We start from the raw sequence: 23,169 nt of genomic DNA on the forward strand, positions 1-23,169 counted from the left end.
GAAAAACACATTTATATAATCATATATAACGAAGTCTGAAATGCTTTTAGCAGGCAGTATATTTTTACTGACGCTGGTACTTGTGATCCGGCAACCCAGTGGCCTGAGTATTGGCTGGAGCTCGAGTATCTGACCTTCAGGGCAATCTGTACGAGAAACAGGTAATATCAGGGCACAAGAACGTTGAGCAAACTGCCCGGTATGACAGAAAAATCGCGGTAGTTCCGGTTGTAGATGGACAGGTGGAAAGGAAAAATATTTTGAAGTGATATGATGGAATGGGTGGTTTTGAAACAAAAAAACCACCCGTAGGTGGTTTCACGACACTGCTTATTGCTTTGATTATTCTGCTTTTATCCCAATGGTACCCGGAGTGGGACTTGAACCCACACAGCGCGAACGCCGAGGGATTTTAAATCCCTTGTGTCTACCGATTCCACCATCCGGGCTCGGGATATAAAGTGGAGGCGCGTTCCGGAGTCGAACCGGACTAGACGGATTTGCAATCCGCTACATAACCGCTTTGCTAACGCGCCTTTAATTCTGAAGCACCCGCTACTGCCGATGCTGTTAATCTGGAGCGGGAAACGAGACTCGAACTCGCGACCCCGACCTTGGCAAGGTCGTGCTCTACCAACTGAGCTATTCCCGCATCATCAAGTTATTTGCTAATCACTTGATTTTGTTATCGTCTGGAAGACTGTGCCGCCGTTCGATGCGTTGCATTCTACTTATCTCTCGCGGTGAGTCAACGGTATTTTTCGCAACTTTGCATCGTTTGCTGAAAATAACGGCGAAACGATCACTGATCAAGCAAATCGCCGCGCGCCGCGTTCAAATATTGCAGCATCGACCACAGCGTCAGCACCGCCGCCACGAGGAAAAGCGCGATCCCGGCCCATTCCACCCACGGATAAGGACGCCACAGCATCCACACCAGGGCAGTCATCTGTGCGGTGGTTTTCACTTTACCAATCCACGAGACCGCCACGCTGCTGCGTTTTCCCAGCTCCGCCATCCACTCGCGCAGCGCGGAGATAATAATTTCACGGGCAATCATCGTCGCCGCCGGCAGCGTAACCCACCAGGTGTGATAGTGCTCAGCGACCAGCACCATGGCGATAGCCACCATGACTTTATCGGCCACCGGATCGAGGAAGGCGCCGAACCGGGTACTCTGGTTCCAGCGACGGGCGAGGAAACCATCAAACCAGTCGGTCACGGCGGCAACAAAGAAAATCAGCGCGCAGGCAAACGGCGCCCAGCTAAAGGGCAGATAAAACGCCAGCACAAAGAACGGGATCAGGATGACGCGGAACAGAGTAAGCAACGTAGGGATATTAAATTGCATAGTGACGGGTAACTATCTGTTGTAAGTAAAAATTAGCCCTATGTTGCTACAGAGCCCCTAATGTTTCAACGAGTAGAAGATCTTTTCTGCCAGAGCGTGAGAGATGCCCGGTACTTTGGCAATTTCTTCGACGCTGGCCTGCTGCAGCCCCTGCAGCCCCCCCATGTACTTCAGCAGCATCTGGCGACGCTTCGGCCCCACCCCCTCGATAGTCTCAAGCGAGCTGGTGCTCTTCACTTTCGCCCGTTTTTTGCGATGTCCGGAGATCGCATGATCGTGCGATTCATCGCGGATATGCTGGATCACGTGCAGGGCCGGCGAATCCGGCGGCAGGCTAAACCCCTCGCCCTCTGGTTCAAAGAATAACGTTTCCAGGCCGGCTTTACGATCGCTACCTTTCGCCACGCCCAGCAGCAGCGGATGATGTTTATCCCAGGGGACGTCCAGCTCGGCAAACACCGCTTTCGCCTGCGCCAGCTGCCCCTTGCCGCCGTCTATCAGGATCACATCCGGAATCTTGTTGTCATCAATCGCTTTACCATAGCGACGGCGCAGGACCTGATTCATCGCCGCATAGTCATCGCCCGGGGTGATGCCGGCGATATTGTAGCGCCGGTACTCCGCGCGCAGGGGGCCATTGCTGTCAAATACCACGCAGGAGGCGACGGTCTGTTCGCCCATGGTGTGGCTGATATCAAAGCACTCCATCCGCTTCACGGTCGGCAGCTCCAGCACGGAGGCCAGCGCCTGCAGACGCTGATGAATGGTCGATTGCTGAGACAATTTCGTGGTTAACGCCGTGGCGGCATTGGTGCGCGCCAGCTTAAGGTAACGCGCCCGGTCGCCGCGCGGTTTAGTCTGCACATGAATTCGGCGCCCCGCCAGCTCCGACAACGACTCGGCCAGCAGCGTCTTATCCCCGAGGTTGAAGTCGAGCAAAATCTCTCCCGGCAGCGTGCGCATCTGGCTGCCCTGCAGGTAGAACTGGCCGACAAAGGTCTCCACGACCTCGCCCAGCTCGGTGCCGCCCGGCACTTTCGGGAAGTAGCTGCGGCTGCCCAGCACTTTTCCCTGGCGGATAAACAGCACATGGACGCAGGCCATTCCGGCATCGAAGGCAACCCCGATCACGTCAAGATCGTCGCCGGTGTTAGAGACAAACTGTTTCTCCGTCACGCGGCGGACGGCCTGAATCTGGTCGCGAATGCGCGCCGCCTCTTCAAACTCGAGGTTCTGACTCGCCTTCTCCATCCTCGCGATGAGCTGAGTCAGCACCTGATCATCTTTGCCGGCGAGAAACAGCCGCACATACTCCACCTGCTGAGCATACTCGTCTTCACTGACCAGCCCCGCCACGCACGGCCCCAGGCAGCGGCCAATCTGATACTGTAGACAGGGACGGGAGCGATTGCGGTAGACGCTGTTTTCACACTGACGGATGGGAAAGATTTTCTGCAGCAGCGCCAGGGTCTCGCGCACGGCATAGCCGTTGGGAAAAGGACCAAAATACTCGCCCTTCGCATGTTTGGCGCCACGATGCATCGCCAGACGCGGATGGGTATCGCCGCTGAGGAAGATAAAAGGATACGACTTATCGTCGCGCAACAGCACGTTGTACCGCGGCTGGTACAGCTTGATATAGTTGTGTTCAAGCAGCAGCGCTTCCGTCTCAGTATGGGTGACGGTCACGTCGATTTGCGCGATCAGCGCCACCAGCGCTTCCGTTTTACGCGACGCGAGGTTGCTGCGGAAGTAGCTGCTGAGCCGCTTTTTCAAATCTTTGGCTTTGCCAACATAGATGACGGTTCCGCCAGCATCATACATCCGATACACACCGGGCTGGCTGGTTACCGTTTTCAGGAAAGCTTTTGCGTCAAAAACATCACTCACTGGCTTGCTAACGACTCCGCATTACACAGGCCATGGCGAATTGCCAGGTGGGTCAGCTCGACATCGCCATGAATGTTCAATTTGCTGAACATCCGATAGCGATAGCTGTTAACCGTTTTAGGACTCAGATTCAGCTGCTCTGAGATCTCATTCACCTTCTGACCTTTGGTGATCATCAGCATAATCTGCAATTCGCGTTCAGACAAACTGGCAAAAGGCGATTCTGTTTTTTCCGGTTCAATCTGACTTAACGCCATTTGCTGAGCAATATCGGAGGCAATGTAACGTTGCCCGGACGCGACGCAGCGAATCGCATTCACCACTTCCTGTGGCGCAGCGCCCTTACTGAGATACCCTGCCGCCCCTGCCTGCATGACCTTGGCAGGTAAAGGATTCTCGGTATGCACGGTCAACATGATCACTTTCGTGCCCGCTACCGAGCGCGCGATTTTGCGCGTCGCTTCCAGACCACCGATCCCGGGCATGTTCATGTCCATCAGGACGACATCAGCGGAATTAGCCCGGCACCACTTGACGGCGTCTTCGCCGCAGCAGGCTTCGCCAGCGACTTTAATCCCTTTTATATCTTCCAGAATGCGTCGTATCCCTGCGCGCACCAGTTCGTGGTCATCAACAAGAAGAACGTTGATCAAAGGAATAATCTCCAGAATGAGGGATAACGCTACTGATACTTTATCTCCCACATATTACCGGGTTTTATTGCTAATTTAAAAGGCAAAAAAATGCCGTCTCCTCGATTTGGCTCTCATTTATGGCAATGTCTGTGCACACTGAGTGGAAAGTCATTGCGAACAATCAGTTGCCCGAGGCTTATTTTTTAACAATCCTCATACAGAAGGCACAAAAAACACAACAGATTACGTAGCGCATAAATACGAGGCAAAATATGTAACAATTATTAACGTGCTAAATAATTGGGGGAAATTATTGCGCTGCTGACAGCTATTACGTCTTATCTGATGCATAAAATCATTCACAACTCAGATGAGAGAACAGAAATTAAGCACTCCTTTTTTTTCTGTCGCTTGTGGTATACTGCGCGGCCTTCACATTCAGACAGGCGCAATAGCGCAGCGAGCAAACGAGGATATCGATGAGCACACCAGATTTTTCCACTGCAGAAAATAATCAAGAACTGGCGCAGGAAGTCACCTGCCTGAAAGCGCTGATGACGCTAATGCTGCAGGCGATGGGTCAGGCAGACGCGGGTCGCGTGATTATTAAAATGGAAAAGCAGATCGCGCAGATGGAAGATGAGGCTCAGGCCGCCGTATTCTCCAGCACCGTTAAGCAAATTAAACAAGCATACCGGCAGTAATCTTGTACCGGCTGAAAGTATGACTGACAGCCGGTATCACGTCTGGCACGCAGAACGGCAGGCGCATTCAGATTAGCCCTGTCGCCACGGCGTAACAGGCAATTTGCGTTTTATTCGGCGCGTTAAATTTCCGTTGCATATTCTTCTGATGGAAATTAACCGTATTTTCCGAAATCGAGAGAATCATCGCCACCTCCGCCGAGGTCTTTCCTTCCGCGGTCCATTTGAGGATCTCCAGTTCGCGCCGGCTGAACTTCATCTCCGGCGGCATCACCATCTCATCTTCCAGACGCAAGAGCGTCAACAGGCTCAACTCCGTCAGCGTTCGCAGGCGCAGCTCCAGTTCATCATCAGGATAAGCGTTCGGCAAACGGTTGTTCGCGGAGACGGAGAGAAAACCCTGAGCATGATTCGGCAACGTCAGACATTGTGTCACCCCTTTTTGCAAACCATGGTCGCGCGCCCCGTCCCATAATGCCTGCGCATCGCGAAACAGCCCATCTTCCCATGGCAGATGGCCACGCATAAAATTCTCCGGGCGTAACACGGGATCTATCGTGAAATAATTCTCTGCCTGGTAATGAGACATCCATGCGCGGGGATAGGTCGACTGAAACGTGACGCGGGGGCGAGTGAAAGGCACCGGGTGACGCACACAAAGCGTGTAGTAATCATATTCCAGCGTTTCTGTTTCTCGTTGCAGGAGATTATAAACCTCCTCACCGGCGGCCATGGACTGAAATTGATGCAGCATATCCCGCCGCCAGCTGAAAAAATCATTGTCCCTCATAGCTGTGCAAATAACTCCTGATTGATAATCATTATTATAAATACAGAAAACTAACACATAAATCTTATTTATATGTATAAAATATCGTAGCTGTCGCATTTATTAGCCTGAAGGCTTGCCTTTTTTCCGCTCGCTGCGCTGAAACTAAGGCCCTCCCTTCATTTTCTACACCCTACACGGGGGGATGGGAAGCGGTGTATACGGCCAGGGGAGTCAATAGCACGAAAATTTGATGATGGGGCGTTCCCCCGGCGTGGAAGCGGGCTGAACGCGGCGGCCCTCGCGATGGAGCGCCGCCGCGCCAGCGCCTGCTCTACTGCATCAGGAATTTTTCGAGGAACTGGCGGGTACGCGGCTGCTGAGGCGAGGCGAACAGCGCTTTGGCCTCGCCTTGTTCAACGATGCGTCCCTGATCCATAAAAATCGCCCGATCGGCAACGTCGCGAGCGAAGCTCATTTCATGGGTCACGATAACCATGGTGCGTTTCTCCTGCGCCAGCTGGCGGATGGTATTGAGCACCTCCCCTACCAGCTCAGGATCAAGGGCCGAGGTCGGTTCATCAAACAGGATCACGTCCGGACGCATGGCCAGCGCGCGAGCAATGGCGACCCGCTGCTGCTGACCGCCGGAGAGGCGGCGCGGATAGCTGTTCTCTTTGCCGCTGAGGCCTACCTTCGCCAGCAGATCGCGCGCCCGCGCCATCGACTCCTGCTTGTCTTCGCCTTTTACGATGACCGGCCCTTCAATAATGTTCTCCAGCACCGTCCGGTGGGGAAACAGGTTAAAGTTCTGGAAGACAAAACCCACGTGCTGGCGCAGCCGCCGAATAAGCCCTTTTTGCGGCCCGAGGCTGCGACCGGCGTCGATCGTCACATCGCCGACGCGGATAGTGCCGCTCTCCGGTTGCTCCAGCAGATTAATGCTGCGCAGCAGGGTAGTCTTCCCCGAGCCGCTGGGACCGATGATCGCCACCACTTCGCCTTCCTGCACCTCCAGGTCGATACCGTGGAGCACCGTCTGGCCATGGAATTTTTTCACCAGGCTTTTTACTTCAATCGCACTCATTTCGGATCACGCTCCTGGCGGTTCAGCTGGTTTTCAAAATAGTTCTGCAGCGAGGAGAGTACCGTCGCCATCACCCAGTAGATCAGAGAGGCTGCCAGATACATGGTGAAGACCTCCAGCGTACGCGAGGTGATAAGCTGCGCCTGACGGAACAGCTCCGGCACCTGGATCGTCGCCGCCAGCGAGGTATCTTTTACCAGGCTGATAAAACTGTTAGAGAGCGGCGGCAAAGCGACCCGCGCCGCCTGGGGTAAAATAGCCCGACGCATTGTCTGCCACGGGGTCATACCGATACTGGCCGCCGCTTCCCATTGCCCTTTGTCAATCGAGGCGATGGCCGCGCGCAGGGTTTCCGCCGCGTAGGCCGCCGTGTTCAGCGACAGGCCGATCATCGCCGCCGGGATCGGGTCAAGTTCAATGCCAAACTGCGGCAAACCGTAGTAAATCATGAACAGCTGGGCGATTAGCGGTGTCCCGCGAAAAATGGAGATATACATGCGCGCCAGCCATTTTACCGGCCAGAGGGGCGACATGCGCATCAGCGCCAGGATAAAGCCCAGCACCAGGCCGAAAAACATCCCGCCAATGCTCAGCTGCAGCGTAAAGACGGCGCCTTTCAGCAGAAAAGGCGCGGAATCGATGACCAGTTGGATACTTTCTTGCATGCTGTGGTTTCTATATTAGACGTGAGGATGATAGGCAAACAGCGCCGGCGCTCCGCCGGTGTGGACGAACAAAATCGGCCCTTCATCCTTAAAGCGCTTCTGCGTAATGCCATCGATAAGTCCGGCCATCGCTTTGCCGGTATAGACCGGGTCAAGCAAAATACCTTCCAGTTGCGCCAGCAGCTTCACGGCGGCCATCCCTTCCTCGTTTGGCGTCCCGTAGCCCGGTGCAAAGTAATCATCCCACAGGATGATCTCGGCTTTCGCCTGCAGCTCAAGGCTGTTGGCCACGGCCTGCTGCAGCGCCACCACTTTCGGCAGCTGGTCGGCAACAGCGCGCGACACCGTCACCCCGATCAGTTCCGCCTGCGGCATCAGCTGTTCAAGGCCGACCGCCAGTCCGGCATGGGTGCCGGCGCTCCCGGAGGCAACCACCACCGACGAAATCTCCACTGCGTCTTCGCACTGCTGGGCGATTTCCAGCGCGCTTTCCACATAGCCTAGCGCCCCAAGGGCGTTAGAGCCGCCGACCGGAATGACATACGGGCGGTACCCCTGCGCTTCGATACGGGTCGCCAGCTCGTCGAGCTGGGCCGCGGGATCGGTCAGGGCATCGCACATCTCAATCTGGGTATTAAACAGATCCAGCAGCAGGCGGTTGCCATTGCTCAGATAGTTCTCCGCCCGGGTGCCGATGGGATTTTCCAGCAGCGCTACGCAGTGCAGGCCCAGTTTGGCGGCGACCGCCGCCGTCTGGCGCACATGGTTAGACTGGATCGCGCCGGCGGTGATTAAGGTATCCGCCCCTTCGCGCAGCGCATCGGCGGCGAGAAACTCCAGCTTACGCAGTTTGTTGCCCCCCATCGCCAGCGGCGTCGTATCATCACGTTTGATAAAAATTTCGCGCCCGAGGTGATCGGACAGACGCGGAAGATACTCCAGCGGCGTCGGCGCGCCGATCAGTTCCAGACGCGGAAAGCGGGTTAAATTTTGCAGTGACATGGCCCCTCCTGACTCAGTTATGCTTCATTATGCACACAGTTACGCGCTAAATAAAAAAAGGCGCTTCCAGGAGCGCCTTTTTTCACCGCTGGCCGTTATTTTGTCACGTCAGCGCCAAACCATTTCTCGGACAGAGCCTTCAGGCTGCCATCTTTCTGCATATCCGCAATCGCACCATCTACCGCTTTCAGCAGGTCATCGTTGCCTTTACGCAGCGCAACGCCAGCTTCCTGACGGGAGAACGCTTCGCCGGTGACCGCCAGCGTATTGTTGGTTTTCTTCACCAGATCCAGCGCCGCCAGACGGTCAACCAGAATGGCGTCAATACGGCCTACGCGCAGATCCTGGTATTTGGTCGGGTCGTCGTCATAGGTGCGGACATCCACGCCCTGGACGTTCTGACGCAGCCACTCTTCATAGTTAGTGCCCAGCCCGACGCCCACTTTCTTGCCTTTCAGATCCGCCGCGGTTTTAATCGCGCCTTCGTTGCCTTTCTTCACCAGCGCCTGCACACCGGAGATCGTGTACGGGGTAGAGAAATCGTATTTCTTCTTACGCTCATCGGAGATAGTGACCTGGTTAATCACCACGTCAATGCGTTTGGAGTCCAGCGAGGCCAGCATACCGTCCCACTTGGTCGGTTTGAGGTCGGCCTTCACGCCCAGATGTTTCGCCAGCTCGTTGGCGAACTCCACTTCAAAGCCGGTCAGCTTGCCGTCATCGCCCTGGAAGCTAAAGGGAGGATAGGTGCCTTCGAGGCCCACGCGCAGCGTGCCGCGCTCTTTAATCTGATTGAGCAGGTTTTCCGCCGCAAAAGTTTTCACGCTAACGCCAGCCATCAAAACAACGGCCATTGCGCCCATCAGCGCCTGACGACCCAGAAGTGCTAATTTCATAGATACCCCGAAGATTAGGATTTTCCTGTAGTGTAAGGCGCTTAACAGCCCGACACCAACATCGTTACGCTACATCTTATGCAAATTTATTATATATGATCCGCTTTAGGGTATAGCGAAATTCAGGGCTTTCCTCACCCGTTTTGCGGGATATCTCCCATACTGCAAAGGTCAGCCTGTTGACGTCTGGAGCATGGAAGATGAAAAACCCCACCTTGTTGCAATGTTTTCACTGGTACTACCCCGCCGGCGGCGAACTGTGGCGTGAAGTCGAAGCGCTGGCCCCCAGTCTTAACGAAATCGGCATCAATATGGTCTGGTTGCCACCCGCCTACAAAGGCGCCTCGGGCGGTTATTCCGTCGGCTATGACACCTACGATCTCTTCGACCTCGGCGAGTTCGATCAAAAGGGCTCTGTCGCCACCAAATATGGCGATAAAACCCAACTGCTGGCGGCGGTCAACGCCCTGAAGGAGCACGACATCGCCGTGCTGCTGGACGTGGTGGTGAACCATAAAATGGGCGCCGATGAAAAAGAGGCCTTGCGCGTGCAGCGCGTCGATGAGCAGGATCGCACGCAAATTGACGAGACGATCATAGAGTGCGAGGCATGGACTCGCTATACCTTCCCGGTGCGCGCCGGGCAGTATTCGCAGTTTGTCTGGGACTACAAGTGTTTTAGCGGCATTGACCACATCGAGAATCCGACGGAAGACGGTGTATTTAAAATCGTCAACGACTACACCGGCGAAGGCTGGAATGAGCAGGTCGATGATGAGCTTGGCAACTTCGACTACCTGATGGGCGCCAATATCGATTTTCGTAATCACGCCGTCACCGAAGAGATCAAATACTGGGCGCGCTGGGTGATGGAGCAGACCGGCTGCGACGGTTTTCGTCTTGACGCCGTGAAGCATATCCCCGCCTGGTTTTACAAAGCATGGATCGAACATGTTCAGGAGGTGGCCCCGCAGCCGCTGTTTATTGTCGCGGAATACTGGTCCCATGAAGTGGAAAAGCTCCAGCAGTATATCGACCTCGTCGAGGGCAAAACGATGCTGTTCGATGCCCCGCTGCAGATGAAATTTCATGAAGCGTCCCGCCAGGGGCGCGATTACGACATGAGCCAGATTTTCAGCGGGACGCTGGTGGAAGCCGACCCCTTCCATGCCGTCACCCTGGTCACCAACCATGATACCCAGCCGCTGCAGGCGCTCGAGGCGCCGGTTGAGCCATGGTTTAAACCGCTGGCCTATGCGCTGATCCTGTTGCGTGAAAATGGCGTGCCCTCGGTCTTCTATGCCGATCTCTTCGGCGCTTCCTATGAAGATACCGGCGGCGACGGACAAACCTACGCCATAGAAATGCCCGTCATCGAGCAGCTACACGAACTGATCGACGCCCGTCAGCGCTTTGCCCACGGCGTGCAGACTCTCTGGTTCGATCACCCCAACTGCATTGCCTTCAGCCGCAGCGGCACCGACGAGGATCCCGGCTGCGTGGTGGTGATGTCCAATGGTGATGAGGGAGAAAAGACCCTGACGCTGGGCGAGAACTATGGCAACAAACGCTGGCGGGATTTCCTGGGCAACCGGGAAGAGATTGTCGAAACCGACGACGAAGGCTGCGCAACCTTTACCTGTAACGGGGGAAGCGTCAGCGTGTGGGTGCTGGAGGCGGTGCTGTAGTCATCTGACGCCGGACGGGCCAGCAGTGGCCCGCCGGAACCTTAGCGCGCGGTGGTCGGCGCGCTGACTGGAGCGGCGGCACGCGCTTTAGCCCACGCCTTCTCGCACTCCGGGGTGAGACGTTCAACGCGGGTCAACGTCATACGATCGTAGGAAAGGGTGTTGCCCTCGCGCTCGATCGGGTAGATATCCAGGGAAGCGGTCACGTTGTAGATATCGCTATCGCGGTTCATCAGTTTCCCCGGCTGGGCGATCACACGCTGCCACTGGCGGCAGTCGAAGGTGTCCCCTTCTTTGGTGACGATCAGGCTGGCGATGGCGTCCGGACTCATCATCTCGCTCTGCGGCCCTTTCGTCTGCCAGTAGCCTTCCAGGCCTGCCGGCGCTGGCGCTTTAACAACCTCTTCGTAACGATCAACCTGCACGCATCCGGCCAGCGCCACCACCATGCCAGCAAAAACTAACTGTTTCATCATTCATCCCACAAGCTGATAAAAAAGTATTGTGGCATTAAAGCGTTAAGCCTTCCACCCCCGCCGCAGGCGGAGAAGCCGGGCAAAACACGGCCAGGCATCGCAGCCTTCATTTGAAATAAGGAAATTCTGAAAGTAAAAGAATGTTTGGGGCCTAACCATAGCATCCGTGGGCACTTTTTGTTTTTAATTCGCTCACACTACCGGTTCTTGACTTTACTTTAAGAGTTTTCCTGGCAAATTATATACAGAGATGCGGAATAGTTTAATGGAACTAATGGGTTCTTTCTTAAACCTACTATTATCACCGCCCGCAAGGACTGCTTCGCACAGCCAGTGTGAAGTGTATATCGTTACGTGTTGATTGAGGATGGGTCATGTCAACGATGATTATGGATTTGTGCAGTTATACCCGGTTGGGACTAACGGGATATCTGACCAGTCGGGGAATTAAAAAACAGGAAATCGTTGAGGTCAACTGCGCTGAGGATCTGCACAGGCATTGTGCGTCATGTTGCCCGGCGGTGGTGTTTCTGAATGAAGATTGCTTTGTGCATGATGATGAAAGTAATGGCATTATTCGCCAGATCATCACGCAAAACCCGGCGACGTTGTTTGTGATTTTTATGTCGCTGGCGAACATCCATTTTGACCGCTATCTACGGGTGCGTAAGAACCTGCTAATCAGTTCAAAATCGATCACTCCAAAAGACCTTGATGTCATTCTGGTTAATTATCTTAAATACAAGAACACGAGTCTGGGGCAGTTAAATTTACCGACGTTGTCGCTGAGCAAAACAGAATCAAATATGCTGCAAATGTGGATGGCCGGGCATGGTACTTCGCAAATTTCAACGCAAATGAACATCAAAGCGAAAACGGTATCATCGCATAAAGGCAATATTAAAAAGAAAATACAGACGCATAATAAGCAGGTGATTTACCACATCGTTCGGCTGACCGAAAACATTACCAGCGGTATTCAGGTGAATCTACGCTGAAACAAACTGGCGGTGGTCCCGCCAGTTCGGTTTTACGAGATTTCTTTTTCCACGAAGATCCCATCCGGGTGCCCTATTTCATTGAAAAACCAGATCCCCAGGGGATAGTCTTCCAGCGAAACCAGATACATCGTCCCTTCACTAAACGACTCAATTGCCAGCACTACGCCCGATCGACGTGGGCCACCGTCGGTCTTCACCGTGACACGATCGTTCACCTGCATAATCCATCTCCTCTCTATTTCCAGCCAGTGTAGAACAAAACCACGCCGCTCGCAGCGTCGCGGGCAGTGACTGGCGTTTTTTTAGACCGACTATACTTAAAGAGGCTTGAGCGACGCTCAGCGAGGGGGGGTAATGATGAAGAACCGATTGACAGACCAGACCGGGAACGACGTTGATGTCAACGTTGATGCTCTGCTGGCGGCGATTAATGAGATCAGCGAAAGCGAAGTCCATCGCATCCTCGATGACCCACAGCGCGCCAGTATCGATGGCCGCGGGGCGCATACCTGGCGTGAACTGGCGGAGGCATTTGAACTCGATATTCATGATTTCAGCGCCAGTGAAGCCAACCGCTAGCGATGGGCGAAAAAAATCCCGACTCGCAGGAGTCGGGATCAAACTTGCTAATGCAAGAAGCACTTGAAAATTCGTTACACCGGGAAATCCGATGCGTTGAAACATTATCCTCAATTATTTTGCATGACAAGCGATATTCATGGCGCAAAATATTGAGAAAGTTGGCGCTTCGCAGCAGAAAGGGCTGCAGGGCTGATGCGATAAGGCTTAGCCGCAAACCGGTTTCATTCGATAGCGCGATCCCCGTCGAACACTTTAAGAAAAATCTCATTTTGCCTGATTCGGGCGAAACGTTTTGCTCACGCTTCGCTGCGATACCAGACTTGGTTGCGGCCATTTTGCTTGGCCAGATACAATCGACCATCGGCGACCGACTGCAGGGCTTCAAAGTGATACTCCCCCCGCTCTTCGCTGCCGCTCACCCCTAACGACGCGCTGACCCGCAGCGTCACGTTGTTATGCAAAAAGACCTCCCGGCCATGAATACGCAGGCGTAGCCGCTCCGCTACCGCCGCCGCTTCCTGCAGCGTGGTATTCGGCAGCACGACACAAAACTCCTCTCCGCCCACGCGGCCCAGCAAATCACCGTCCCGGACGGTGCCGGCAAGCGTACTGGCCACCATCGACAGCACTCTGTCACCCGCCTGATGGCCATAGCGATCGTTAATGCCCTTAAAGTGATCCAAATCGAGCTGGATGACCGCCAGCGGTCGTCCGCTGCGCTGGCAGTCGCTGGCTACCGCCATCGCCTTCTCAAACAGCGCCCCGCGATTGAGCAGGCGGGTTAAGGCATCGTGCCAGGCCTGCCACTCCAGGGAGGTCTGGAGAACGCTCATATTGCGGACCATACGGCGGATCACCAGCCAGGAGAGCAGCAGCATTAAGGTGAAGAGGATCCACATCAGGGTCAGGGCGATAGTGATGGTGCCAAAGTTGCCGCGTACGCCTTCCCGCAGAGTATGGATCCGCAGCAGCACGCCATCAAAATTGCGCAGTTTGGCCCAGCTGATATAGCGCGTCAGCAGACGCAGACCGCCCTGATTATCATGGGCAAACGCGCGGCTGAGCAGTTCCTGTTCGCGCGGCGACAGCAGCGTCAGGACATTCCCCGGCGCAGAAGAGGCCAGCAGGCTAAGATGGCTGTCGTAAAGCTGATATTCCCCCTCCTGCCCGCCCTGCATCGCGCTGATTAAAAATGCTTTTATTTCGCTGACTGAGAAATCCATCGCCAGCACGCCGCGCCAGTAACCGGCAAAATCCAGCGGTATCGAGGCGGTGACCACCTGCTCTTCCAGCTGCGGGTCATCGTCAGGAAAGGTTTGCCAGATAACGCCGCGGTGCGGATTGTTCCGCTGGGTCTGCCGGGTAAACCAGAGGGCGCTGATGGCGCGCGAATAGTAGGTCTTCACCTGCGATTCATCGCGCAGCGGCAGGGTCGAGGTGAAAAAACCGCTGCGGGAGATATATTGCATCCGCTCGGCAAAATCGCGGTCATGCTGCGTCAGGTTTAACAGATAACCCAGCTCCAGCGTCGCCATCAGTTCATTGACCACCAGCGGATCGTCCGGCAAGAGCAGCGGGTGATCCCTGACGACGCCCTCCGAGACGCCAAACACCGGCAGCGTCCGGCGGTTGGGGAGCGCCACCCGCCAGGTCTCCTGGTGGCGTTGGCTCAGATAGCGCTGGCTGGCTTCGTGCAACACATCGACGTCGAGCGGGCGTTCAAGCGCGGACTGCATACCGTGGCGAAAAAACATCATCCTGTCGATGTTGAACTGCAGCAGGCCATCCATTTCATGCGCGACGTTAGCCAGATTATTGCGCTGGTTCGCCACGTAGGCCTCTTCCAGGACATTGATTTCGCGCCAGATCAGCAGCGTGGAGAAAAACAGCACCACGATAAAACAAATGTTAACCACATGCGCCGGGCGAGTCAGGTGGTAGAGTTTTTTCAACTTCAACCGTAGTGGCTTTTCCATCTTTCTCTCGCAGTACGTTGCGCAAATCTGACGTCGTCAGCACGCCCGGTCTCTGCCGATACCGGAGGTGCTTTTAGCGTAGACCACGCGGCGCCGTCATGCGGCGCCGCACCTGACTACTTCACCGCGCCACGCAGGCGACTGACCGCCTTGACGCCCGCCAGCACCACCGCGCCGATGATAAAACCCAGCACCAGATTAGCCACCATCGGCAGCAAGGCGGCCAACATGCCGCCCAGCCCCGCGCTCCAGTGCTCAATGGCATGGTGTAGCGGCGCAATACCGTGAACCACAATCCCGCCGCCCACGAGGAACATGGCCAGCGTTCCGACGATAGAGAGCACTTTCATCAGCCAGGGGGCCACGGTCAATAACCCTTTGCCCAGCCACTGCGCCAGGGTACTGCGTTTCTCCGCCAGCCAGTAGCCCATGTCATCCAGTTTGACGATCACCCCCACCAGGCCATAGACCCCGACGGTGACCAGAATCGCGATCCCCGACAGAATGAGGATCTGATTCAGCAGCGGCGCTTCCGCGACAATGCCGAGGGTGATGGCGACAATTTCCGCGGACAAAATAAAGTCGGTGCGGATCGCCCCTTTGACTTTGTCACGCTCAAAGGCCAGCGGATCACGATCCGCCAGCGCCTGAAGACGCTGCTGCCGTTGCGCTGGGTCCTCTTTGTGCTTACGCGCTTCCAGGCTGTGGAGCACCTTTTCCACCCCTTCAAAACAGAGAAACGCGCCGCCCAACATCAGCAGCGGCGTAATCGCCCAGGGAATGAAGGCGCTGATTAGCAGGGCCAGCGGCACGAGGATGATTTTATTGACGAACGACCCTTTCGCCACGCCCCAGACCACAGGCAGCTCACGATTTGCCCGCACGCCGGTCACCTGTTGGGCGTTGAGGGAGAGATCGTCGCCCAGTACCCCGGCTGTTTTTTTCGCCGCCAGCTTGCCCATCATGGAAATATCGTCCAGCAGCGTGGCGATATCATCGAGTAATGTTAAAAGACTACTTCCTGCCAAAATGATTTTCCTTCTCTTTTCATCAATGTCTCCCTCGAGTATGCGTTAAAAAACGGCCGCTGCCCAAGGTACAATTAGTCAATATAAATTTAACAACCTGGCGCAAATTAAGCGCTCGCCAGCGGGATAGTTTTCACGTTTACTATATGTCCCCTTTCTATCTCTGCACCGTCGTGAGGAAGTATGTCTACCCGTCAGCTGTTACCGCTTATCGGGGCGCTGTTTGCGCTGTATATCATTTGGGGCTCTACCTATTTCGCCATCGCCGTCGGCGTCGCCAGCTGGCCGCCGCTGATGATGGCCGGAATTCGCTTTCTCTCTGCCGGCGTGCTGCTGCTGGGATGGCTGTTGGCCACCGGCCATAAACTGCCGGCCCGCGGACCGTTGCTTAACGCCGCGCTGATCGGGGTTTTGCTGCTGGCCGTCGGCAACGGCTTTGTCACCCTGGCCGAACATCAGCACGTTCCCTCCGGGATCGCCGCGGTCATGGTCGCCACCGTTCCGCTGTTCACCCTGTGCTTCAGCCGCTTTTTCGGCATCGCCACTCGTAAACTGGAATGGCTGGGGATTGCCATTGGCCTCGCGGGTATTGTGATGCTTAACAGCGGAGGCAACCTGAACGGCAACCCCTGGGGCGCGCTGCTGATCCTGATTGGCTCCCTGAGCTGGGCCTTCGGCTCGGTTTACGGCTCGCGGATCGAGCTGCCGACCGGCATGATGGCGGGGGCAATCGAGATGCTCGCCGCCGGGATCGTCCTGCTGGCCGCGTCATGGCTGAGCGGCGAAACCTTAACCCGTGTTCCGTCGTGGTCCGGGATCGCCGCTGTGGCCTACCTGGCTATCTTTGGCTCGCTGATTGCCATCAACGCCTACATGTTTTTGATCCGCAATGTCACCCCGGCAGTGGCCACCAGCTACGCCTATGTTAACCCGGTGGTGGCGGTTCTGCTTGGTACCGGATTCGGTGGCGAAAGCCTGTCCCTGATCGAGTGGCTGGCGCTGGCGGTGATTATTTTCGCCGTCGTGCTGGTGACGCTGGGGAAATACCTCTTCCCGGTTCGCAGCGAAGCTACCCCTTGTAAGGCGTCGAAATAAGCGCCAGTTCGCGGATCCCCTGGGTGTCGATCTGCGCGTCGTGTCCGGCGCCGCAGATCCACTCTTCCAGACGCTCGGTGAGCGCCTCGTCATTCAGCTTCAGCCGACCGCGCAGGGCGCATTCCCAGACGATAAGCACCCGCCAGCCCTGCTCGGCCAGCTTTTGCCGGTCACGGGCATCGCGCGCCACGTTGCCGGCGATCTTGTCCAGCCAGAACGCCGTCCGGGTGGCCGGCACCTTAAACAGGTAACAGTCATGGTGATGCCAGAAACAGCCGTGGGTAAAGATGACGCAACGGTAATCGGGTAAAGCGAAATCAGGGCGTCCCGGCAGCTCGCGATCCTGGGCAACAAAGGTGAATCCCGCCTGAGTCAACAGCGCCGCTATCCGCTTCTCGATCGCCGTATCGCGCGTGGCGATAGCCCGCATATTTTTACTGCGCGTGGCTTTATCGTGAACATCCGCCATCGTTATCACCCGCTTCGCGACGCGCCACCGCCTGAGCGATGCGCGGGGCCAGGAGCTTCGCCACCGCGGCGAAGACCGGAACCACCACCGAGTTGCCGAACTGACGATAGGCCTGGGTATCCGACACCGGGATGCGGAAACGCGCCCCCTGAGGCGATTCGAAACCCATCAACCGGGCGCACTCCCGCGGCGTCAACCGACGAGGACGCCGCTGTTGATTCTGCGGATCGTCAAAATGCGTCTCGCCCAGCGGCCGATCCCAGCCGCGATCGACGAGAATTTCGGCGCCATCTTTATAGTAGCGGGCGGAGAGCGTCCGGGCCACGCTGTGGGGATTGGCGGGGTCCACCAGGCCATAACCAAAGCCATTGCCCCGCGCCTGATGCTTGCGGGCATATCGATAAAGATATTTCCACAGTACCGGCGTGAGGATAAATTTGGCATCCACCGTCGGCTCCAGCAGCTCGCCAAATGTTGGCCGAACCGCCGGGTATAGCGCCGCGATATCGCGCAGCGTAAACCCCTCGTGCAGCTGCAGATCGCGACGGAAGCCCACCAGCACGATGCGCTCCCGGTGCTGCGGTAAGAAATGGCGCCCGTCGATCACCTTCGGATCGTCCGGCCCGCTATGCGCGGCGTCAGCGACCTCATACCCCAGCTCATCCAGCGTCTGCATGATGATGCGGAAGGTCCGCCCCTGATCGTGGCTTTTGAGATTTTTAACATTCTCCAGCACAAAGATCGCCGGCTGACGGGCGGCGATAATTCTCACTACATCAAAAAACAGCGTCCCCTGGGTTTCGCAGGCAAAGCCGTGGGCGCGGCCCATGGCATTTTTTTTCGACACGCCGGCGAGTGAGAAAGGCTGGCAGGGAAAGCCGGCCAGCAGCACATCATGCTGCGGGATAGTCTCGCGGATATGCTGCGCCGCCTCGTCATCGCTAACGTCGGGGCGATGGCTGAGGGTGATATCGCGAATATCTTCATTGAAACGGTGTTGCTGCGGATCACAATACCAGTTGGCCTTATAGGTGCGCACCGCATGCTTGTTCCACTCGCTGGTAAAGACGCACTGCCCGCCGATAGCTTCAAAACCGCTGCGGATCCCGCCGATACCGGCAAACAGATCGACAAAGCGGAATCCATAGTGCGGATGATGGGCCGGCGGCGACGGCAGCAGCGTCGCCAGATGAGCGACCTCCTGCGGACGCAAACGCGCTGCCGCGCGGCTGAGGGCCGCCACGCGCTTGAGGATCGCCGCGCTCCAGTGCTGCTCCCCGACGCTCACCAGTTCGGCGACCAGCGTTTTCACATCGTAGATCGTCATCAGCTGGCGCAGCAGCGCCTGAGCCTCTTCACCGGCCTGTTCCGTCAATGACAACGACCTGTTTTCCTTGCTTAACTTTTGTGGCATATCCTCAACCAGCGCGGACGATTTTTGCAGAGAGTACCATAAATCACTGGTCGGTTGACGGCTGCGGTGCAAAGCGGCGTAAAACCGCCTCATCCAGCGCCAGGGGTTCCCCCTTCAGCTCCGCGCTGATCTTGGCCATAAACTCGACGAGGAAGCGCGCATTATGCTGCGCCATAGCCCTTCCTCCAGCGGTCTGCATGGTTTCCGGCAGGCGCAGGAGCTTGCACTGGAAATGGTCGAGGGCATATTTTCTGTCATCCAGCGCTCGCCGGTCGGCGAAAGGATCGTCGGCATCAAACAGAATGGTGTTCAGGGCGCCGGCGACGGCGAAGACCCGCGCCAGGCCTATCGCCCCCAGCGACTCGAGACGGTCGGCGTCCTGGACGATTTTCGCCTCCAGCGTGCGCGGCGGGATCGCCGCGCTGAAGCTGTGCGCCTCAATAGCGTGGCAGACCGCCGCATACCGGTCTGCGGGAAAATCGGCAAACGACGACTGCAAAATAGCCAGGGTTTTCTCGGCAGCCATCATCGAGGAGCGGCTTCGCTCCGGATGATTTTTAGGCAGACTGACAATGTCATGAAAATAGCAGGCCGTGAGAAGCACCAGTCCGTCGACCTCCTCCTCCCCGGCGGCCAGCCGGGTGGCGGTGGCCCAGACGCGACGAAAATGGGACAGATCGTGCGCCGCATCCTCCCGGGCGTGATGCGTCAATATCCAGTGCTCAAATCGCTGCTGCCAGTCAACCAGGTTCATAGGCGTTCCTTTATCTGTAGTCAGCCTCGAGCATAGCAACTTTACGACCGATGATCCCGCCTGCTTCCGGAGGGCCGTGTATACCAGACGACAGCGCCGAGGATCGCGCCAATGCCGGCGAGCACCAGCATTCCCAACAGGGCGCCAAGCCATTTCCCTGCCATGGTGCCAAAGTCGCCCTCCGCGCTGGCGCCGGGGGCGCTGTGAATTTTTCCCACCACCCACCAGTAACGCACAATAACCCAGACACAATATCCGCAAAAGGCATACAACGCCCATAGCGCGAGTTTGCCGCCCGGGCTGCGTTTTGCCTGCTCTTCCATCTCATTCCTCTCCGTGACAAATCATACTACCGCCACTCAAAAACGTGACGCTCATCACATTATACCGCCATACTGCGCCACAGGCAGCAGTTTCATCCTTGTCTTCTGCACCCACTTATCACTTATTCTGCCAATGGAAATACGCAGGGGTGGTTTTTTTATTCTTTACCCACGGGCTTAAACATTAACGACACCCAGTCATGCCGTGTATTTAAATTATCCCTCCGCCGGCGGAATTGACTAATAAATTATATTTAAAGGCTGAATAACCAATTCACTGTAAATTAATACAAATAATTTCATTCAGTTAACCACGAACGCAACACAGCAACATAACCTATTGTTATACAACAAAATAATCATTAAAACAGATTCATTTAAATTTAATATAATGAACCACATAGAAATATTTTGTAATATCTTACATTATTTATTTACATATTTTATTTTAAATAAAAATGAACTTAGTCGTTAGTATCTTACAGGCATTCCGGAGGGATTGTCATAATTCACAGAAATTATTATTAAAAGGGAATATATAATGAAAAGAAAAGTACTGGCACTCATGGTACCGGCATTACTCATGGTCAATGCCGTTAATGCTGCAGAAATTTATAACAACAACGCCAACAAACTGGACCTTTATGGGAAAGTCGCCGGCCTGCGTTACTTCTCTGACGACACCAGCGAGGACGGCGACCAGACCTATGCTCGCTTAGGCATCAAAGGCGAAACGCAGATCGCTTCCGAGTTAACCGGCTACGGTCAGTGGGAATACAATGTCAAAGCGAACACCAGCGAAGGGGAAGGCGCGAATTCATGGACTCGTCTGGCCTTCGCCGGTCTGAAGTTTGCTGACTATGGCTCACTGGACTATGGCCGTAACTACGGCGTGGTGTACGACATCGAATCCTGGACTGATATGCTGCCGGAATTCGGCGGCGATACCTACACCCAGACCGACGTTTACATGACCGGCCGCACCAACGGGGTGGCCACCTACCGTAACAGCGATTTCTTCGGCCTCGTCGACGGCCTGCATTTCGCCCTGCAGTATCAGGGGAATAATGAAAACGCCGGTTCTGGCGAAGGCACTAACAACGGCGGCGCTCGTAAACTGGCGCGGGAAAATGGCGACGGGTTTGGTATCTCCAGCTACTACGATCTCGATACGGGCATCAGCTTCGGGGCCGCCTACTCGGCTTCCGACCGTACCCATAACCAGCTGGCGGCAGCACGCAGCAGCCATATTTACGCTAACGGTGATAAAGCCGAGGCCTGGACCGTCGGCGCAAAATATGACGCCAACAACATCTATCTGGCCGCCATGTATGCGGAAACCCGCAACATGACCTTCTACGGCAACGGCGCTATTGCCAACAAGACGCAGAACTTTGAAGTCGTCGCCCAGTACCAGTTCGATGAGTATAATTTACCGCTGCGTCCATCCGTGGCCTATCTGCAATCGAAGGGGAAAGATCTTTACAACTACTCTCGCTATAGCGACAAGGATCTGGTCAAGTATGTCGACATCGGCATGACCTACTACTTCAATAAGAATATGTCCACCTATGTGGATTACAAAATCAACCTGCTGGATGAAGACGACCGCTTCTACCGCAACAACGGTATCTCGACCGATGATATCGTGGCCCTCGGTCTCGTTTACCAGTTCTGATCCCCATCAAAGCCCGCGCTCAGCGGGCTTTTTCTTGTTCCCGCTCCGTTGAGATCACTCTTTTCAACATTGCCGCTTTCCAGGCGTACCTTCCCTCTTTATGATGCGTTTAAGCTCGTTCGGGCAAATTGCGGCGGTAAGACCACAAAAGGACAAGGCGCACTACCGCGTCTTTACGCTGAAACCAGGACGATGATGATGGCGATACCCCAGCGCAGGCGTTATACCTGAAGCTAACGGTGTTATTGAAGGGGAATGGTCAGAGAAAGAATAGTTGGCGGAGAGAGGGGGATTTGAACCCCCGGTAGAGTTGCCCCTACTCCGGTTTTCGAGACCGGTCCGTTCAGCCGCTCCGGCATCTCTCCGCTGTTGTGGTTGCTATAATGCCAGGATCTTTGGCATTTTAATAGCTCCCGTTTCGGTAATCGTGTTCAAGTGACGACTTTGCGAGCAATATGATGTTTAAATGGCCCTGGAAAGCAGATGATGAGTCCGGCAACGCAGAGATGCCCTGGGAGCAAGCGCTTGCCATTCCGGTTTTAGCCCACCTTTCGCCCGCTGAGCAACACAAGCTGACGCAGATGGCTGCCCGTTTCTTACAGCAAAAACGTCTGGTGGCGCTTCAGGGGCTGGAGCTGACTCCGTTGCACCAGGCGCGGATAGCTATGCTCTTTTGCCTGCCGGTACTTGAGCTGGGGATTGAGTGGCTGGACGGTTTTCATGAAGTGCTGATCTACCCTGCCCCCTTTGTCGTGGATGATGAATGGGAGGATGATATTGGTCTGGTCCACAACCAGCGGGTGGTGCAGTCGGGGCAAAGCTGGCAGCAGGGTCCCGTAGTGCTGAACTGGCTGGATATTCAGGACTCCTTTGATGCGTCAGGCTTTAACCTTGTGGTGCATGAGGTGGCGCATAAGCTTGATGCGCGGAATGGCGATCGGGCCAGCGGGGTGCCGCTGATCCCACTGCGCGAAGTCGCCGGCTGGGAGCACGATCTCCACGCGGCGATGAACAACATTCAGGATGAGATTGATCTGGTGGGGGAAAGCGCCGCCAGCATTGACGCCTATGCCGCCACCGATCCCGCGGAGTGCTTCGCCGTCCTTTCGGAATATTTTTTCAGCGCGCCTGAACTGTTCGCGCCCCGCTTCCCGGCCCTGTGGCAGCGTTTTTGCCATTTTTACCGCCAGGATCCGCTGGCGCGCAGACGTGAAAATGGCCTGCAGGACGAAGACGAGCGGCGCATTGTTCACTAAAACAACGTGTTGAGCTAAATTTAGCCATTTGAATCAGCAGGTTAATTTTAGTGTTGACACAAAAATGCCGGGCCAGTAGTATGCGCCTCGTTCACACGATTCCTCTGTAGTTCAGTCGGTAGAACGGCGGACTGTTAATCCGTATGTCACTGGTTCGAGTCCAGTCAGAGGAGCCAAATTTAAAAAGCCCGCTCAGGGAAGCCTGAGCGGGCTTTTTGCTTTCCGTGAGCCCCACGCCAGCGGGTATAAGCAGCATCGTACCGTTGGTACCGTCCAACGTTCCGTATGCGATCCCCGCAGGTGAAAAGCAGCGCCGCTGCTCCCAACCTTATGGCTACAGACTTTCGATCCGACGGTAACCACTGGGTCTACTGCTGGGTAGCAGACGATCCCGATTCGGCAGTTACCGCTGCAGACAGCGCGGACTGCC

23 protein-coding genes, 5 tRNA genes and 2 pseudogenes are annotated in these 23,169 nt (G+C 55.6%); 10 read left to right on the forward strand and 20 right to left on the reverse strand.

Annotated features, from left to right (window positions below; all coding sequences use genetic code 11):
- Positions 1-40: 40 nt before the first annotated feature.
- Together ACOI7Z_RS08680 and ACOI7Z_RS08685 are read left to right on the forward strand one after the other, a co-directional pair.
- Positions 41-127 (forward strand): annotated as a pseudogene (locus ACOI7Z_RS08680) (ArsB/NhaD family transporter); the annotation flags it as partial.
- A pseudogene (locus ACOI7Z_RS08685) lies at positions 126-269 on the forward strand (integrase); the annotation flags it as partial. The pseudogenes ACOI7Z_RS08680 and ACOI7Z_RS08685, both read left to right, overlap by 2 nt.
- 93 nt (positions 270-362) lie before the next feature.
- On the opposite strand, the gene ACOI7Z_RS08690 reads toward ACOI7Z_RS08685, so the two are convergent.
- The 6 genes from ACOI7Z_RS08690 to uvrY all read right to left on the reverse strand — a co-directional run bounded on the left by ACOI7Z_RS08690 (position 363) and on the right by uvrY (position 3,894).
- Positions 363-449, reverse strand: a tRNA-Leu gene (locus tag ACOI7Z_RS08690).
- A gap of 13 nt (positions 450-462) precedes the next feature.
- A tRNA-Cys gene (locus tag ACOI7Z_RS08695) sits at positions 463-536 on the reverse strand.
- Positions 537-576: 40 nt separating this feature from the next.
- Positions 577-652 (reverse strand) — tRNA-Gly (locus ACOI7Z_RS08700).
- Between the two features lie 150 nt (positions 653-802).
- Positions 803-1,351, reverse strand: coding sequence for a CDP-diacylglycerol--glycerol-3-phosphate 3-phosphatidyltransferase (pgsA, locus tag ACOI7Z_RS08705; RefSeq protein ID WP_004141115.1), 549 nt, complete (start codon positions 1,349-1,351; stop codon positions 803-805).
- A gap of 57 nt (positions 1,352-1,408) precedes the next feature.
- On the reverse strand, positions 1,409-3,241 hold the full coding sequence (gene uvrC, locus ACOI7Z_RS08710) for an excinuclease ABC subunit UvrC (RefSeq protein ID WP_087848905.1): 1,833 nt from the start codon (positions 3,239-3,241) through the stop codon (positions 1,409-1,411).
- Positions 3,238-3,894 (reverse strand): UvrY/SirA/GacA family response regulator transcription factor, encoded by a 657-nt coding sequence (gene uvrY, locus ACOI7Z_RS08715; RefSeq protein WP_002911539.1) that lies wholly within the window; start codon positions 3,892-3,894, stop codon positions 3,238-3,240. The genes uvrC and uvrY overlap by 4 nt, the downstream gene beginning before the upstream one ends.
- Before the next feature lie 461 nt (positions 3,895-4,355).
- On the opposite strand from uvrY, the gene ACOI7Z_RS08720 reads away from it, so the two are divergent.
- On the forward strand, positions 4,356-4,580 hold the full coding sequence (locus ACOI7Z_RS08720; protein ID WP_032453405.1) for a DUF2594 family protein: 225 nt from the start codon (positions 4,356-4,358) through the stop codon (positions 4,578-4,580).
- A 67-nt stretch (positions 4,581-4,647) separates the two neighbouring features.
- On the opposite strand, the gene sdiA is transcribed toward ACOI7Z_RS08720, so the two are convergent.
- The 5 genes from sdiA to tcyJ all read right to left on the reverse strand — a co-directional run bounded on the left by sdiA (position 4,648) and on the right by tcyJ (position 8,999).
- Positions 4,648-5,370, reverse strand: coding sequence for a transcriptional regulator SdiA (gene sdiA / locus ACOI7Z_RS08725; protein ID WP_044524003.1), 723 nt, complete (start codon positions 5,368-5,370; stop codon positions 4,648-4,650).
- Between the two features lie 313 nt (positions 5,371-5,683).
- Positions 5,684-6,436, reverse strand: coding sequence for an L-cystine ABC transporter ATP-binding protein TcyN (gene tcyN / locus ACOI7Z_RS08730; protein ID WP_004203465.1), 753 nt, complete (start codon positions 6,434-6,436; stop codon positions 5,684-5,686).
- Positions 6,433-7,101 carry a cystine ABC transporter permease gene (gene tcyL, locus ACOI7Z_RS08735; RefSeq protein WP_008804215.1) on the reverse strand — a complete coding sequence of 223 codons (669 nt, stop codon included), beginning with the start codon at positions 7,099-7,101 and terminating at the stop codon, positions 6,433-6,435. Before tcyL ends, tcyN begins: the two co-directional genes overlap by 4 nt.
- A 15-nt stretch (positions 7,102-7,116) precedes the next feature.
- Positions 7,117-8,103, reverse strand: coding sequence for a D-cysteine desulfhydrase (gene dcyD, locus ACOI7Z_RS08740; protein WP_023290282.1), 987 nt, complete (start codon positions 8,101-8,103; stop codon positions 7,117-7,119).
- 95 nt (positions 8,104-8,198) lie between these two features.
- Positions 8,199-8,999 (reverse strand): cystine ABC transporter substrate-binding protein, encoded by an 801-nt coding sequence (tcyJ, locus tag ACOI7Z_RS08745; RefSeq protein WP_004203468.1) that lies wholly within the window; start codon positions 8,997-8,999, stop codon positions 8,199-8,201.
- A 200-nt stretch (positions 9,000-9,199) separates the two neighbouring features.
- On the opposite strand from tcyJ, the gene amyA reads away from it, so the two are divergent.
- Positions 9,200-10,687 carry an alpha-amylase gene (gene amyA, locus ACOI7Z_RS08750; protein WP_044524008.1) on the forward strand — a complete coding sequence of 496 codons (1,488 nt, stop codon included), beginning with the start codon at positions 9,200-9,202 and terminating at the stop codon, positions 10,685-10,687.
- 41 nt (positions 10,688-10,728) lie between these two features.
- Here amyA and yedD read toward each other — a convergent pair whose 3' ends face one another.
- A complete protein-coding gene (yedD, locus tag ACOI7Z_RS08755; RefSeq protein WP_074442530.1) occupies positions 10,729-11,163 on the reverse strand; it encodes a lipoprotein YedD in 435 nt (144 codons plus the stop codon).
- Between the two features lie 374 nt (positions 11,164-11,537).
- Here yedD and rcsA point away from each other — a divergent pair, with 374 nt between their 5' ends.
- Positions 11,538-12,161 (forward strand): transcriptional regulator RcsA, encoded by a 624-nt coding sequence (rcsA, locus tag ACOI7Z_RS08760; RefSeq protein WP_023290286.1) that lies wholly within the window; start codon positions 11,538-11,540, stop codon positions 12,159-12,161.
- A 32-nt stretch (positions 12,162-12,193) separates the two neighbouring features.
- On the opposite strand, the gene dsrB is transcribed toward rcsA, so the two are convergent.
- Positions 12,194-12,385: a protein DsrB gene (gene dsrB, locus ACOI7Z_RS08765; protein ID WP_004203477.1), complete on the reverse strand. Its 192-nt coding sequence runs from the start codon at positions 12,383-12,385 to the stop codon at positions 12,194-12,196.
- Between the two features lie 136 nt (positions 12,386-12,521).
- Between dsrB and yodD the strand changes: the two genes are divergently transcribed.
- A complete protein-coding gene (gene yodD, locus ACOI7Z_RS08770) occupies positions 12,522-12,743 on the forward strand; it encodes a YodD family peroxide/acid resistance protein (RefSeq protein ID WP_004203478.1) in 222 nt (73 codons plus the stop codon).
- A gap of 299 nt (positions 12,744-13,042) precedes the next feature.
- Here yodD and dgcQ read toward each other — a convergent pair whose 3' ends face one another.
- Both dgcQ and ACOI7Z_RS08780 read right to left on the reverse strand, forming a co-directional pair.
- Positions 13,043-14,722: a cellulose biosynthesis regulator diguanylate cyclase DgcQ gene (gene dgcQ / locus ACOI7Z_RS08775; protein ID WP_023290287.1), complete on the reverse strand. Its 1,680-nt coding sequence runs from the start codon at positions 14,720-14,722 to the stop codon at positions 13,043-13,045.
- 116 nt (positions 14,723-14,838) lie between these two features.
- On the reverse strand, positions 14,839-15,750 hold the full coding sequence (locus ACOI7Z_RS08780; RefSeq protein ID WP_044524012.1) for a DUF808 domain-containing protein: 912 nt from the start codon (positions 15,748-15,750) through the stop codon (positions 14,839-14,841).
- 183 nt (positions 15,751-15,933) lie between these two features.
- Here ACOI7Z_RS08780 and yedA point away from each other — a divergent pair, with 183 nt between their 5' ends.
- On the forward strand, positions 15,934-16,845 hold the full coding sequence (gene yedA / locus ACOI7Z_RS08785) for a drug/metabolite exporter YedA (RefSeq protein ID WP_023290289.1): 912 nt from the start codon (positions 15,934-15,936) through the stop codon (positions 16,843-16,845).
- On the opposite strand, the gene ACOI7Z_RS08790 is transcribed toward yedA, so the two are convergent.
- From ACOI7Z_RS08790 to drpB, 4 genes are all read right to left on the reverse strand, one after another.
- The gene (locus ACOI7Z_RS08790; protein WP_050533831.1) at positions 16,820-17,314 is read right to left on the reverse strand and encodes a very short patch repair endonuclease; all 495 of its coding nucleotides are present in this window, start codon (positions 17,312-17,314) and stop codon (positions 16,820-16,822) included. The two genes, yedA and ACOI7Z_RS08790, sit on opposite strands and share 26 nt — an antisense overlap.
- The gene (locus tag ACOI7Z_RS08795) at positions 17,295-18,695 is read right to left on the reverse strand and encodes a DNA cytosine methyltransferase (RefSeq protein WP_165457778.1); all 1,401 of its coding nucleotides are present in this window, start codon (positions 18,693-18,695) and stop codon (positions 17,295-17,297) included. The genes ACOI7Z_RS08790 and ACOI7Z_RS08795 overlap by 20 nt, the downstream gene beginning before the upstream one ends.
- 76 nt (positions 18,696-18,771) lie before the next feature.
- Complete coding sequence (locus ACOI7Z_RS08800; RefSeq protein ID WP_086075594.1) at positions 18,772-19,482, reverse strand: phosphohydrolase; 711 nt, start codon at positions 19,480-19,482, stop codon at positions 18,772-18,774.
- A 41-nt stretch (positions 19,483-19,523) separates the two neighbouring features.
- Positions 19,524-19,805 carry a cell division protein DrpB gene (drpB, locus tag ACOI7Z_RS08805; RefSeq protein ID WP_087848906.1) on the reverse strand — a complete coding sequence of 94 codons (282 nt, stop codon included), beginning with the start codon at positions 19,803-19,805 and terminating at the stop codon, positions 19,524-19,526.
- 541 nt (positions 19,806-20,346) lie between these two features.
- Here drpB and ompC point away from each other — a divergent pair.
- A complete protein-coding gene (ompC, locus tag ACOI7Z_RS08810; RefSeq protein WP_087848907.1) occupies positions 20,347-21,483 on the forward strand; it encodes a porin OmpC in 1,137 nt (378 codons plus the stop codon).
- 275 nt (positions 21,484-21,758) lie between these two features.
- Here the strand turns inward: ompC and ACOI7Z_RS08815 are convergent.
- A tRNA-Ser gene (locus ACOI7Z_RS08815) sits at positions 21,759-21,848 on the reverse strand.
- A gap of 90 nt (positions 21,849-21,938) precedes the next feature.
- Between ACOI7Z_RS08815 and mtfA the strand changes: the two genes are divergently transcribed.
- Together mtfA and ACOI7Z_RS08825 are read left to right on the forward strand one after the other, a co-directional pair.
- The gene (gene mtfA / locus ACOI7Z_RS08820) at positions 21,939-22,739 is read left to right on the forward strand and encodes a DgsA anti-repressor MtfA (RefSeq protein ID WP_072096628.1); all 801 of its coding nucleotides are present in this window, start codon (positions 21,939-21,941) and stop codon (positions 22,737-22,739) included.
- A 100-nt stretch (positions 22,740-22,839) separates the two neighbouring features.
- Positions 22,840-22,915: transfer RNA gene (locus ACOI7Z_RS08825), tRNA-Asn, on the forward strand.
- Positions 22,916-23,169 lie beyond the last annotated feature (254 nt).

Origin of the sequence: Klebsiella sp. C283, from assembly GCF_048822555.1 — a bacterium.
In the GTDB taxonomy this organism is placed as follows: Bacteria; Pseudomonadota; Gammaproteobacteria; order Enterobacterales; family Enterobacteriaceae; genus Klebsiella; species Klebsiella quasipneumoniae.

What these genes read in the sequence shown, in the direction of transcription:
- pgsA (WP_004141115.1), bottom strand. Translation starts at nt 1,351, where the DNA reads ATGCAATTTAATATCCCTACGTTGCTTACTCTGTTCCGCGTCATCCTG.
- ACOI7Z_RS08720 (WP_032453405.1), top strand. Translation starts at nt 4,356, where the DNA reads ATGAGCACACCAGATTTTTCCACTGCAGAAAATAATCAAGAACTGGCG.
- sdiA (WP_044524003.1), bottom strand. Translation starts at nt 5,370, where the DNA reads ATGAGGGACAATGATTTTTTCAGCTGGCGGCGGGATATGCTGCATCAA.
- tcyN (WP_004203465.1), bottom strand. Translation starts at nt 6,436, where the DNA reads ATGAGTGCGATTGAAGTAAAAAGCCTGGTGAAAAAATTCCATGGCCAG.
- tcyL (WP_008804215.1), bottom strand. Translation starts at nt 7,101, where the DNA reads ATGCAAGAAAGTATCCAACTGGTCATCGATTCCGCGCCTTTTCTGCTG.
- dcyD (WP_023290282.1), bottom strand. Translation starts at nt 8,103, where the DNA reads ATGTCACTGCAAAATTTAACCCGCTTTCCGCGTCTGGAACTGATCGGC.
- tcyJ (WP_004203468.1), bottom strand. Translation starts at nt 8,999, where the DNA reads ATGAAATTAGCACTTCTGGGTCGTCAGGCGCTGATGGGCGCAATGGCC.
- amyA (WP_044524008.1), top strand. Translation starts at nt 9,200, where the DNA reads ATGAAAAACCCCACCTTGTTGCAATGTTTTCACTGGTACTACCCCGCC.
- yedD (WP_074442530.1), bottom strand. Translation starts at nt 11,163, where the DNA reads ATGATGAAACAGTTAGTTTTTGCTGGCATGGTGGTGGCGCTGGCCGGA.
- rcsA (WP_023290286.1), top strand. Translation starts at nt 11,538, where the DNA reads ATGTCAACGATGATTATGGATTTGTGCAGTTATACCCGGTTGGGACTA.
- dsrB (WP_004203477.1), bottom strand. Translation starts at nt 12,385, where the DNA reads ATGCAGGTGAACGATCGTGTCACGGTGAAGACCGACGGTGGCCCACGT.
- yodD (WP_004203478.1), top strand. Translation starts at nt 12,522, where the DNA reads ATGAAGAACCGATTGACAGACCAGACCGGGAACGACGTTGATGTCAAC.
- dgcQ (WP_023290287.1), bottom strand. Translation starts at nt 14,722, where the DNA reads ATGGAAAAGCCACTACGGTTGAAGTTGAAAAAACTCTACCACCTGACT.
- yedA (WP_023290289.1), top strand. Translation starts at nt 15,934, where the DNA reads ATGTCTACCCGTCAGCTGTTACCGCTTATCGGGGCGCTGTTTGCGCTG.
- ACOI7Z_RS08790 (WP_050533831.1), bottom strand. Translation starts at nt 17,314, where the DNA reads ATGGCGGATGTTCACGATAAAGCCACGCGCAGTAAAAATATGCGGGCT.
- ACOI7Z_RS08800 (WP_086075594.1), bottom strand. Translation starts at nt 19,482, where the DNA reads ATGAACCTGGTTGACTGGCAGCAGCGATTTGAGCACTGGATATTGACG.
- drpB (WP_087848906.1), bottom strand. Translation starts at nt 19,805, where the DNA reads ATGGAAGAGCAGGCAAAACGCAGCCCGGGCGGCAAACTCGCGCTATGG.
- ompC (WP_087848907.1), top strand. Translation starts at nt 20,347, where the DNA reads ATGAAAAGAAAAGTACTGGCACTCATGGTACCGGCATTACTCATGGTC.
- mtfA (WP_072096628.1), top strand. Translation starts at nt 21,939, where the DNA reads ATGATGTTTAAATGGCCCTGGAAAGCAGATGATGAGTCCGGCAACGCA.